13 protein-coding genes are annotated in these 12,552 nt (G+C 34.0%); 2 read left to right on the forward strand and 11 right to left on the reverse strand.

The window, feature by feature from the left end; all coding sequences use genetic code 11:
• Position 1: 1 nt before the first annotated feature.
• The 4 genes from DN389_RS25820 to DN389_RS25835 all read right to left on the reverse strand — a co-directional run bounded on the left by DN389_RS25820 (position 2) and on the right by DN389_RS25835 (position 4,705).
• Positions 2-1,492, reverse strand: a complete 1,491-nt coding sequence (locus DN389_RS25820) for an o-succinylbenzoate--CoA ligase (protein WP_149237742.1) — start codon at positions 1,490-1,492, stop codon at positions 2-4.
• A gap of 14 nt (positions 1,493-1,506) precedes the next feature.
• Complete coding sequence (locus tag DN389_RS25825) at positions 1,507-2,112, reverse strand: TetR/AcrR family transcriptional regulator (RefSeq protein ID WP_139056535.1); 606 nt, start codon at positions 2,110-2,112, stop codon at positions 1,507-1,509.
• Between the two features lie 129 nt (positions 2,113-2,241).
• Positions 2,242-3,165 (reverse strand): CobW family GTP-binding protein, encoded by a 924-nt coding sequence (locus DN389_RS25830; protein ID WP_088082612.1) that lies wholly within the window; start codon positions 3,163-3,165, stop codon positions 2,242-2,244.
• 103 nt (positions 3,166-3,268) lie between these two features.
• Entirely contained in the window at positions 3,269-4,705 is a 1,437-nt protein-coding gene (locus DN389_RS25835; protein ID WP_098802528.1) for a flavin monoamine oxidase family protein, read from the reverse strand.
• Positions 4,706-4,906: 201 nt separating this feature from the next.
• Between DN389_RS25835 and DN389_RS25840 the strand changes: the two genes are divergently transcribed.
• Positions 4,907-5,851, forward strand: coding sequence for an L-lactate dehydrogenase (locus DN389_RS25840; RefSeq protein WP_000715320.1), 945 nt, complete (start codon positions 4,907-4,909; stop codon positions 5,849-5,851).
• An 85-nt stretch (positions 5,852-5,936) separates the two neighbouring features.
• On the opposite strand, the gene DN389_RS25845 is transcribed toward DN389_RS25840, so the two are convergent.
• From DN389_RS25845 to DN389_RS28990, 3 genes are all read right to left on the reverse strand, one after another.
• Positions 5,937-6,950 carry an AI-2E family transporter gene (locus DN389_RS25845; protein ID WP_048543233.1) on the reverse strand — a complete coding sequence of 338 codons (1,014 nt, stop codon included), beginning with the start codon at positions 6,948-6,950 and terminating at the stop codon, positions 5,937-5,939.
• A gap of 178 nt (positions 6,951-7,128) precedes the next feature.
• Positions 7,129-8,739, reverse strand: coding sequence for an amidase family protein (locus tag DN389_RS25850; RefSeq protein ID WP_149237743.1), 1,611 nt, complete (start codon positions 8,737-8,739; stop codon positions 7,129-7,131).
• 107 nt (positions 8,740-8,846) lie between these two features.
• Positions 8,847-8,978, reverse strand: a complete 132-nt coding sequence (locus DN389_RS28990; protein ID WP_000997341.1) for a hypothetical protein — start codon at positions 8,976-8,978, stop codon at positions 8,847-8,849.
• A 183-nt stretch (positions 8,979-9,161) separates the two neighbouring features.
• Here DN389_RS28990 and DN389_RS25855 point away from each other — a divergent pair, with 183 nt between their 5' ends.
• A complete protein-coding gene (locus DN389_RS25855) occupies positions 9,162-9,578 on the forward strand; it encodes a GNAT family N-acetyltransferase (RefSeq protein ID WP_088093078.1) in 417 nt (138 codons plus the stop codon).
• A 154-nt stretch (positions 9,579-9,732) separates the two neighbouring features.
• Here DN389_RS25855 and DN389_RS25860 read toward each other — a convergent pair whose 3' ends face one another.
• From DN389_RS25860 to DN389_RS25875, 4 genes are all read right to left on the reverse strand, one after another.
• Positions 9,733-10,335 carry a nitroreductase family protein gene (locus tag DN389_RS25860; RefSeq protein ID WP_060490009.1) on the reverse strand — a complete coding sequence of 201 codons (603 nt, stop codon included), beginning with the start codon at positions 10,333-10,335 and terminating at the stop codon, positions 9,733-9,735.
• Positions 10,336-10,392: 57 nt separating this feature from the next.
• A complete protein-coding gene (locus tag DN389_RS25865) occupies positions 10,393-11,043 on the reverse strand; it encodes a DsbA family oxidoreductase (RefSeq protein ID WP_000216675.1) in 651 nt (216 codons plus the stop codon).
• 70 nt (positions 11,044-11,113) lie between these two features.
• Complete coding sequence (locus DN389_RS25870) at positions 11,114-11,545, reverse strand: Rrf2 family transcriptional regulator (protein WP_098802530.1); 432 nt, start codon at positions 11,543-11,545, stop codon at positions 11,114-11,116.
• Positions 11,546-11,665: 120 nt separating this feature from the next.
• Positions 11,666-12,535: a LysR family transcriptional regulator gene (locus DN389_RS25875; RefSeq protein WP_098802531.1), complete on the reverse strand. Its 870-nt coding sequence runs from the start codon at positions 12,533-12,535 to the stop codon at positions 11,666-11,668.
• Positions 12,536-12,552 lie beyond the last annotated feature (17 nt).

A 12,552-nucleotide genomic window follows, 5' to 3' on the forward strand; every position in this document is an offset into this window, starting at 1 on the left:
TTCACCAACTTTTCAATTGATTTGCTAACTGTGCTTTTTGAATTTTACCAGTTGCATTTTTAGGCAATTCTTTTAGAAAAACAATCTCTTTCGGTATTTTATATTTTGCTAGAAATAAACAACAATGCTCAATGACTTCTTTTTCAGTTAATATACTGCTACTCTTTTTCACAATAAAGGCGATTGGAATCTCTCCCCACTTTACATGTTTCCTACCAACGATCGCTACCTCATATACCCCAGAAAGCTTATTAATGACTTGCTCTACTTCAAGTGGATAAATATTTTCACCACCGGAAATTATCATTTCTTTTTTTCTACCTACAATGTATACAAAACCATCTTCATCAACTCTAGCTAAATCTCCCGTATATAACCAACCATCTTGAATCGTTTCTTTTGTTGCATCTGGTTGATTCCAATACTCTTTCATTACATTTGGCCCTCTTATAAGTAACTCTCCAACTTCACCAATATCAACTTTATTTTTGTTTTCATCAACCAGTACATACTCACAAAACAGAACAGGTTTCCCAATTGAGCCTAATTTACGTCTTGCATCTTCTTCTGAAAGCATAAATACGGTTGGTGATGTTTCAGTCATGCCAAAGCCTTGACCAAATAAAAATCCTCTATCTATAAATTCTCTTATCAGCTCTTCTGGACATGGAGCACCACCGTTATAAAACCAGCGAACTGATTGTAAATTTGTAGTTTCAAACTTTGCGCAATTAATTAATGCTTGATGAATTGTAGGTACTCCCATCACTACGGTCACTTTATGTTTTTCTATCATAGAAAGAGCTGTGGTTGGTTCGAATTTTCTTGGAATAATGATTACGCCACCTGCAAATAAAGTTGGAAATGCGAATAAACCAATTCCACCAATATGAAATAAAGGTAATAATACAATAGAGCAGTCGTGCATAGTTAAGTCAATCGCAAATGTATTATTAAGCGCATTCCAAAACATATTTTCTTGTGTAAGTACGGCTCCTTTCGGTTTTCCAGTTGTCCCTGATGTATAACATATAATAAAGGATGCGCTTTTATTTATCTCTTCAAAGTTGTCAATTTTTCTATCTTCTATTTCTTTTAAACTTGTAATCGAAATAACTCTTTGTACATACGATACCTTCTGCATTGACAATGCCATATTGTGAAATGTTTCCTCTACAAATAAAACTATAGTTCCACTATCTTTCAACTGAAATATAAGTTCACTTTCTGTTAACCTTATATTTAGTGGAACAGCAATACATTCTACCTTTGCTATAGCAAACAAAAGCACAATATATTCCAAGCTATTTTGCGATAAAATAGCAATCCTTTCCCCTTTTTTCACATTTAATTCGTAAATTAAATATGCGGCTACTTTACTTACATACTCATGTAACTGCTTATATGTCATTTCCTCCTCTTCTGTAATAATGGCAATGCGATCTGGATGTAAATAGGTCCGTTTTTCAATCCAATAAGCAATGCCTTGCATATGTTCCCCACCCCTTATCTCTTTCTCAATCCTTCAAATATTAATGACATTGCTGCTTCAAATACATCTTCCGGAACATCTTTCTCTTCCCAATAACCCCATCGCATTCCTAAAAATTGACCAATTGACATAAGACAATACGCAATTGTTTCTTTATCAAGTTCTTTAAACTCTCCTGCTTCCATACCACCCGATAAACTTTTTAAAAATCCATTTGCGAGCTTTGCATAGTACCATCTATATAAATTATCATCAACAACTACCGCCTGTTGTACAATATTATATAGATTAGGACGATCTTTCACCCATCGAAAAAACGCCTGAAAACCACTTCTTTGTGCCTCTTCGTAACTTGAGATTCCCTTCATTTTTTCTTTAATAATTAAGCGTAACTCACGGTTCAATCTGCGAATCAATTCATCGAATATATCTTTTTTAGATGGAAAGTAATTATAGAAAGTTCCGTGCGCTACCTTTGCTTCTTGTGTAATATTCACGATAGAAGCCTCATAATATCCTTTACTACCAAACACCTCTTCTGCAGCACACAATAATTTCTCTCTCGTTTCTAACCCTTTTGTTGTTAGATTTTTCACATCCATTATTATTTTTTCTGACACCTGAATCACCTCTTAGATTTGATTATAAATATATTTCTGAATTTTACAATTATTATCGTTAGACAAAATCCGCAAGTGTTTTTCTACATACAAAAAGGCCTAACTTAAAAATAAGTTAGGCCTTTAATCTTAATTAGAATTAAGTTCCACTTTCTCTAACCCTTCAGCCAATTGTTTCTTATCTAGCCCTTCCCCTATCACTACCAAGTTCGTCGGGAAACCGAAATCTTGTTCCAGTAAAGTTGGTACCCCAAATGAATATTGGAATAAGTGCGGGTATTTATCTCCATGGAATTTCACAAATCCTTTTACACGATAAATACTATCTGGTAAATTCGAAAGCCATTCGTATAATTTATCTTGATCAATCGATTTCGTAAATTGATATGTCATCGTTTGTATATGTAAATGCTGTTTTACATGTAGTGTCTCATGTTCCCCATCATTCGTAAATTCAGCTTCTTCTATGTCTTCTAAAGATATATTACAATATTTTGTTTCAAACAATTTCGCATGATTATTTATTGCTTTCACTTCTTCAATTACTTTGTTCTTATCCGCATCTGTTAGTAAATCTGATTTATTAATTAAAATGTGGCTACCAAACTTTAGTTGCTCATGCAATAATTGCTGAACGTTTGCACTTAATACACTTCGATTTAACCACCTTACTGCATCTAAAACGACGACAATTGATTTCACTTCTAAGAAAGGTGCTAAAATTGGTGATACACACGCATCTAATACTTCAATTGGATGTGCAACACCTGTCGTTTCTATATAAATGACATCTGGTCTTTCTTGCTGATATAACGAGTGTAATTGTATTTCAAGCTCTTCTTTTAGCGTACAACAAATACATCCTTTCAGAAGTTCCCTTAAAACATTCTCTTTTCCAATAATATCTGTATCTACCGAGTATTCACCAATTTCATTCATTAATACTGCAACTTTTCTATTCTTCTTTTTTTCCGCTAACAATAAATTTTGTAATAATGTTGATTTTCCACTTCCTAAAAAGCCACCTAATATATGAATTTCTACTTTTTTCATTTGATCGACCATCCATTTCTTTATTTCAAACGTATTCAAAGCGTAATAATTACGATTTATATTAATCATTTTATTAAAAGAATAGTGATTTGTAAATACATCTTCACTGTTCGTTTACTTCATAAGCAACTCGAATTCCAGACTCTATTGCTCCTTGCATCCATCCATGTGTTAATGTCGTATGCTCTCCTGCAAAGTGTACTTTGCCAGCTGGCGGCGTAATATACGGAAATAACTCTAACTCTTGACCTGGTTCGAAAGCCGTAAATGCGCCGCAAGAATACGGATTTTGGCTCCAGCTAAAAGATGTTCCAGTAACAAACTCACTATAGACGATGTCACCGTATATTTCCGCTAAATTTTTTAATGCGTAACGTATACGATCTCTTTGCGGGAGACTATCCCACGTTAACGCCTCATCTGCCCATGTATAACTCGCTAAAACGATAGCCGCCCCTGGTGTATGAATGCCATAACTCGGATAATATGTAAATCGTATAGGTAAATCTGTAATAGATTTACCGCCACACTGTCTCGCTTTCTCCCAAAATCTACTTTTAAACTCTATCGCAATTTTAGTCGAAGCTATATAGTTTAATTCACGAATTGCCCGTCTTTTAAAATAAGAGAATAAATGATATGGCTGAACTTCTACAAATCGTAACGATGAAAATGGAATTGTGATAATAGCAATGTCGCCTGTTACCATAAATGGATGTAACGTTTGTTCATTTGTTACTTGCATCATCACTTTATTATCTTCCTGTATAATTTTTTCTACTTTATACGACATAAAAATATTTTCTTTTAACTCGGGTAAAAATGAATTTGGTAATGTATCCATTCCGCCCGTTATTTCATAATATTTTGTCGTTGAAGTAAAAAAGATCATTTCACGTAATACTTCAATTAAAGACATTCCCATATATGCTTCCATATCTAGAAGTACCCCAATCATATCTATTGCTCCATCTGAATAATACTCACTTAAAAATGATCCGAGCGAATATGTTTTATACTTTGTTTCAACGATGATCCAGTTTTTATTAGAATCTTTTTTTATAAAATTAAGTATTGGTTCTAGCACTACTAACATTAACTCTTCTGCCGTTTTCCCTTTTTCATTCTCTAAAATTGGATATCCAAGTATACTTGGATTTTTTTCAAATACGCTCAATCTCGTTTTAATATTATTCGTATAAATAATATCTGAAGCGGTTTTATTTATAAAAAGATTTAATGGTAATTTAAATTTACGAATGTAAGCTAAAGTTAACTCGTGTGTTTCAGGAATTCGCATTGGCCCTGCATTAAAATATAAGCCTCTGCTAAACGGTTCACGGATCGTATATATTCTTCCGCCTATTCGGTTATTCGCTTCTAAAATTGTTATGCTATGCCCTGATTCTTTCAATAACGATGCTGCAACTAATCCTGAAATTCCTGCACCAGCAATAATAATTTGCTTTGGATTCTTCGTTTTTACGAGCCCCACATTAATAATATGGAGCATTCTTTCCATCGTTAATGGCTGCATCATGCCCTTTTCCCCTTCGATAAAGGATTTTATTGCATTATATTCAGTTCACTCACTTCCTATGTTTCGTGCAAAGAATTGCACGGATACATTTTCAATTACTTGAATATCTTTTATAAAATGTAATAAACTAGATATGACTCTATAGAAGTAAGACGTATTATCTTACATAATAAAATTAATGAAATTGCGAGGAATTTTGAAATGAAAAAAGGGATTAACCGTGTTGTATTAGTAGGGACAGGAGCAGTTGGATGTAGTTATGCTTACTGCATGATTAACCAAGCTGTAGCTGAAGAATTTGTTTTAGTTGATGTAAACGAGGCAAAAGCTGAAGGAGAAGCAATGGATTTAAGTCATGCTGTTCCATTCGCTCCAGCTCCAACTAGAGTATGGAAAGGTAGCTACGAAGATTGTAAAGATGCTGATCTTGTAGTCATTACGGCTGGATTACCACAAAAACCAGGCGAAACACGTTTAGATTTAGTTGAGAAAAACGCGAAAATCTTTAAACAAATCGTTCGTAGTATTATGGATAGCGGATTTGATGGTATCTTCTTAATCGCAACTAATCCTGTCGATATTTTAACTTACGTAACTTGGAAAGAATCTGGTTTACCGAAAGAACGCGTAATCGGTTCTGGTACAACTCTTGATTCTGCTCGTTTCCGCTATATGTTAGGTGAGTATTTCGATATTGGTCCACACAACATTCATGCTTATATTATCGGTGAACATGGTGATACGGAACTTCCTGTTTGGAGTCACGTATCAGTCGGTATTCAAAAATTACAAACGCTTCTTGATAAAGACAACACATACACGCAAGAAGATTTAGACAAAATCTTCATAAACGTTCGTGATGCAGCTTACCATATTATCGAGCGAAAAGGTGCAACTTACTATGGTATTGGTATGTCACTTCTACGTGTTACAAAGGCGATTTTAAACGACGAAAATAGCGTATTAACAGTATCAGCTTACTTAGAAGGCCAATACGGTCAAAAAGATGTTTATATCGGCGTACCTGCTGTTTTAAATCGCGGCGGTGTTCGTGAAATTTTAGAAGTGGAATTAAGTGAAGAAGAAGAATTAAAATTCGATCACTCTGTTCAAGTATTAAAAGAAACAATGGCTCCAGTTCTTTAATCGTGTATGCAAAAAAGCAATCCAATTTATTTTGGATTGCTTTTTTGATTATTCCTTGAAAACATCAGTTATTTTCTATCATTTCCTATTTTTTAAACTGTTCCTCATTGTTTACATCAAGTACATCTAATAAGAAAATGAAGATTGGTATACCGATAATAAGCCCCCATATTCCAAGGAAATGTTCTGAGAAGATGAGAATCATAAATGTATAAAAGATTGGCAAATTCGTTTTCGCAGACATAAACTTCGGATTTAAAAAATAACTTTCAAGAGCATGGATTACTGTAATGAACACAAGTATGTATACAACGTACATTACCCCGCCTACGTTATAAGCAATAATACAAAGTGGAAACAAAGAAATGATTACACCGGCAACAGGAATCAAACCGAGTAGAAAGACCATGACGGCCAATACAAGAAGCTGCGGAAATCCTAAAATCACAAGTGCAATTACAGTGAGTACACAATTGACAACCGCAATTAAAAACTGTGCTTCAATTACTTTACCGAACGATCTTGCAAACCTTTCACCAAAATAAGCAATCTCCTCATAAAAAACCTTCAGATTACTATCTTTAAATTTCGAAGTAAATGATATTATGCGTTCTTTTTCTAACAAGAAAAATAAACTTAGAATAAGAGAGAGTAGTATTTGCAAACTGACTTTTCCTATATTTGCAATTGATTGATATATGACATCTACACCTTGTTCTATATATTTTGATACTTCCATCCCATTAATAGTTGACAGTGCATATTTAATGATCTCATTATCAGGTGGATTTTGAAAAAACAACCTAAACTGATAAATCAATTGGGAAATTTGTATCGTTAGCACAGGTAAATATTTATATAATGTTGTGCCGATAAACGTAACTAATATTATATACAAACATGCGATAACAATTTTCCGATTCACTTTCAATTTCTTTGAAATAAAACGTTGAAACCGATCCATTAAAAATGTCAGTATGAACGTAATTAATATTAAATTAATCATACTTTTTAATCCATATAATACAAGCGCTACTATTATTAAAACGAGAAACCGTTGGAACCCTCTACTTCGAAAGAAATTTTTCACTTCATTCATTAAGATTTAACCTCCCCCTTCAATGGATGGAAATTGAATATATTACATTTTATGAACTTCTATAGACAATCTTTCTTACTAATTGAGAAGAATCCTTTTTTTCTTTTTATATTGTTAGATTCTTTTCATATTAGCCTACCAACATATTTCAGTGGAGCTCTATTTTTCGTTTACCCTTTTACAGTTTTGGTGATCTTCTATTTTTAGACTGTTGCTCATACGCATATCCCATATTGAACAGTTCCTTTTCACCAAATTGCTTCCCGACAAACACTGCACCTACTGGATCTCCATTGTTATCATATCCTGCTGGCACCGCTAATTCTGGATAGCCAGCTACAGCTGATAGAAGAACTTCTTCGTTGTTAATCATAACTAAAGCATCCAAACCTTTTTCTACTAAATATCTATCTAGCTCTTTTCTTGCATTTTCTTGACTCGATCGCACTATTTTTTCAAACTCATCTTTCGTTATAGCAGATTTTTCAGATCCCTCAATTAATGTTTGTCCGTATTTTATTCGTCTATTACTATCCTTTTTATTAAACGCTATAATCTCTTCTAGCGATTTTACCGGTATATTTTTTTGCTGTGCAAGATAATCGTTAACATTATGTTTGAACTCATATTCTAATGTTTGCAGATTATCTACTCCCCCATCGTTTAACTGAATATCATCAGTCAATATCGCACCTGCATCTTGAAGGTCTTTTCTAATCTTTTCTGCTACTTTTTTTCTATTTTCATCTTGTCGATCTATTGAAAAAAGAACCCCTACTTTTTTTCCTTTCAATCCGTCTATTGATAAATCCTTCGTATAATCAATTCTTTCTTTTTCTTTCATTTTTTCTGTCATAGCATCTTTTTCATCATAACTTACCATTATGTTAAATAACGTTGCCGCATCCCTCACTGTTCTTGCCATCGGCCCTGCTGTATCAAGTGTTTCAGCTAACGGAATAATACCAGATTTACTCACCATACCTAGTGATGGACGTAATCCAACTACTGATTGCTGCGTCGCGGGCGCTACAATTGACCCAGTCGTTTCCGTCCCGATTGCAAGTGGTGCAAAATCTGCCGCAACTACTGTAGCAGATCCCGAACTTGATCCCGATGTATCCAACGTAATCGGACCGTATGGATTCAAATTTTGTCCTTTTTTCCCGCTATATCCGCTAGGCATTGTAAAGGATAAATAATTTGCCCACTCAGACATATTCGCTTTCCCTAAAACAAAAGCACCTTCTTCTTTCAACTTCTTCACGATTGTCGCATCTTCATCTGCAATCCAATCTTTTAACACATACGTGCCCGCACTTGTCGGCATCACCTTTTCCGTTTGTACATTATCTTTTACGATGACTGGCATGCCGTATAAGTTCGACTTCTTATTTAAAGACCTTTCTTTATCTAACTTTCGCGCTTCTTCCATTGCATTTGGATTAATCTCTGTAACAGCATTTAATGCTATTCCATTTTGATCATGTTCTTGTATTCTAAAAAGATATATACTCGTTAATTCTTCATATGATAATTTCCCATCATCAATCATTTTTTGAAACTCATCTACAGTCGCATTTACGACTTCTTTTTCTTTTATCTTTACGTTTTCTATGTTAATTCCTTTCAACTGGTTATGTATCGGTTTTAACACTCTATCTTTATCGTATACGATACGCTCAGGTTCCTTTGGAAAATAGTTTTTATACACGTAATATCCTCCGGCACATGCCAATAGAACAATACCTCCAGTAATTGATAACGTTATCTTTATCCACTTTTTCATGCTGTTTCCTCCGCTCTAAAAGTTGCTCAATTGTATTAAAAAAGAGAGTTATCCTTATAACTCTCTAATTAAAATGCTAAATGAAAAAATGAAGAATTTCAATTTCATTACTTCTTTTTTTGCATTTGCTTCGCTAATAATTCCTTCACCTGATTATATGTTAACCCTGAATTTTTATTTAAACGTTTTACTTCCTCAACATCAGTACCTACCACTGTATATTTTTTCTCATCATTCATTTTGCCACTTCCCTTTCTACTGCATTATTTCTAATATTTTTCCCCTAAACTCTTATAAATTAATACAAATAAGGAAACTGTACGAAATTCAATAGCCAAAAGGGATTCAGTTACATAGGAGGAAAAGATAAAAAAATGTCGAATTTATATACTGGTTGTATTTAAGGACTTGGAGGTTACATTTTGAAAACATATGAGTTTAAACATAACATTCCAACACTACAAGAGTATAAATATTTGTGTGATTCTGTTGGTTGGTCTAATTATATGAATTTTGAAGTGGCGGAAACTTCACTGAAACATTCTATTCACTGCATCACAGTGAAAGATAATGAACAAATTATCGGCATGGGGAGAATTGTCGGTGATGGATCTATCTATTTCTATATTCAAGATATAGTAGTTCATCCAGAGTATCAGAAACATGGTATCGGGAAAGAAATCATGCATCGTTTAGTTGCATACTTACATGAGAATGCCCCTGATAAGGCGTTTGTCGGTTTGTTTGCATCACAAGATAAAGAATCATTCTATGAAAAATTTGATTTTAAGGATTACTCACCAAACATGACGGGGATGTTTACTGTCATTTCAAAATAATAAACATAATAGATTTTTAATTGTAAGGAAAGACTTCGATTCATATGAAGGAAATCGTTCTTGCAGTAAGAGTTTAACATTTCATACGAAAGGAGAGTACATATATGGCTAATATGTACTCTCCTTTTATTTAACTTTTTACATATTAAATTTCTTAATAAAATTTCACTACATCTTCAGTAGGTAAGAAAGTTCTTTCTCCTGGTTGTTCATTTGGCTCACCAAATGGCATTTGTCCTACTAAGCTCCACTCTGCTGGAATGTTCCAAGTTTCTTTCACTTCAGCATCTACGATTGGATTGTAGTGTTGTAATGATGCACCAATTCCTTCAGCCGATAATAACATCCATACAGTATGTTGTAACATTGCATTTCCTTGATGAGACCAGAATGGGAACTGATCTTTATATAATGGTGCATTTTCTTGCATTTTTTCTACTGTTGCTTGATCTTCAAAGAATAACACAGTCCCAACACCTGCATGGAAACCTTTTAATCTTTCTACAGTCGCTTCAAAGTTTTCTGCTGGTACTCGGGCTCTTAGTGTTTCTTTAACAATATCCCAAAACTTTTCATGTTCTCCATCCATTAATACAACCATACGACCACTTTGCATATTGAAAGATGTTGGTGCGTGTAAAGCTGTTTTTAAAACTTCTTCAATTCTTTCTTTCGTAATTGCATCGTTTTTTGTTACTTTACGAATAGAACGACGGTTCACGATTGCTTCTTTTAAATTTGTTGTAGTTGCTGACATTTTAATTCCTCCAAATATTTGTTTTATAATTTATTTTGTTATTTCATAACAAGCGAATTAGCAATATCCATCTGTATTACATTGCATACCTTCAAATGAATTTGTTTTATCCTTTTCAATTTCTTTATCGATGACTCTTTGTAGCGTTTCTTTACTAGCAAGCCCTTGAATGACTTCATCTCCAATCATGACAGTTGGAACAGCCATAATATTTGCTTCATCATATGCATGCTGAATTGCTTCTTGATGCTTTTCTTTATATTTACGAGTTACTAAAGCATCTTTAAATTCAGCTTCAGGAAGACCTACTTCTACCGCTAATTTTGTTAAAACATCAATATCTTCAATGTTTTGCTCTTCTTGGAAAAACGCTGTGAATACGCGGTGATGATACTCATTTCCTAGTCCACGTTCTTTCGCAAATTGACATCCTTCGAAAGCTAAATGTGTATATGGATGCGGTGAAACACGAGGCAAACGCATATCGATTCCTAACTTCTTCGCAGTTGGAAGAATAAAAGCATCCCATGAGCCTAATTTTTCTGGCTCATTCCATGGATCTATTTTTGAATATGGACTTGGACGTAATTCAAATGGCATCCATTCAATTTCTACATCTTTCTCTTTCGCTACTTCATCTAATGGACCTTTTGCTAAAAAACAAAATGGACATATAAAATCTGAGTATACTTTCATTTTTACAGTCATACTTTTACACCTTACCTTTATAGTTGTAATCTAATCAGTTACATTAATAATAAAAAAATATAAATATGATTTAAGCATTCATTTTTTCTTGCAAAGTTTCAAACAAATGCCCCATCGTAATATTTCTCAAAATTTCTTCCATCGCGGATTGCGCTTGTATTAATATAACTTCTAACACCGCTTGAATATTTGCTCCAATTGGACAATCTGGATTTGGTTGCTCGTGAATATGAAATAGTTTGTCTTCTTCGACTACATTTACTGCATGGTATACATCTAACAATGTGATTTCGTGTAAATCCTTTAATAATCCCGCACCACCTGGACCGCGATTTACATATACAAAACCAGCTTGTTTCAAGTACGACATGATTTTGCGAATGACTACTGGATTTGTGTTTACACTTTCAGCTATATAGTCTGAAGTACAAAGTGAAGATGGATTGTTTTTCAAAATAGATAAAATATGAACAGCTATAGAAAAGCGGCTACTAATTTTCATCGTGATCACCACCTCGATGTAATCATTATAGTTACAACAAAAAGATAAGTCAATCCTTTTCATAGATTTTTTATAAGCAAATTAAAAAGTGTCCCATTATGATATATGAGACACCTCTTATTATTCTGCAAATAGCGCTTGAAATTCTTCAATAAATAGCTGCACAGCGATTGAGCAATCCTTTAATGAAGGAACAGCTAAAGCAATTTCTCTCCATACTTGTGGTTCCAATTCTTTCGTTTGCACATTCTGTGGTAAATTCGTTAAAGATAATTCGGCTAATATTGCAATACCTAACCCTTCTTGAATCATATTTAAAGCTGTAGTAACGGTCGATATTACATACTCAGCCCGAAGTGGTACGTTGGCTTGTTTAAACATATCAATAATGGGTGGTTCGTATCCACCCTTACATAATATGATCGGTTCATTCTCTAAATCACTAATTGCAATAGAGTCCTTCTTACAAAGAGGATGATCATCTCTTAAGATAGCAACCATTTTCCCCTTCGTTAATGGGACAATCTCCATCTCTTTATTAGGCAAAATAACAATTCCTATATCAACAACCCTCGATACTAACCAATCTTCAACTTCTTTAATCGTTCCTTCACAAAGAACGACTTCTAAGTTCGGATACTTCTCCTTAAAAAGGTTTATCATTTTGGGTAAGAAATGTGCAGAGGCACTCGGAAAACTCCCAATTCGAATCGTCCCAACTTCGTGTCCTTTCTCCATCGCAACTTCTTGTTCAATCTTCTCTACACCGTTCAAAATCTCTCTAATATGCACAAGAATTCTGTTTCCTACATCCGTAACGATTAGCCCTTTTCGTTTATCACGTATAAGAATCGTAACTCCTAACTCTGACTCAATACTTGAAATCGCATGACTTACAGCTGGCTGCGTCATATTTAACACCCGAGCAGCCTTCGTAAAACTACCTAACTCAACAGTTTTTATTAATACTTGCAGTTGTGTAATGGTCATAACTAATCACTTATACT

Origin of the sequence: Bacillus sp. AY3-1, from assembly GCF_008368785.1 — a bacterium.
Classification (GTDB): Bacteria; Bacillota; Bacilli; order Bacillales; family Bacillaceae_G; genus Bacillus_A; species Bacillus_A wiedmannii.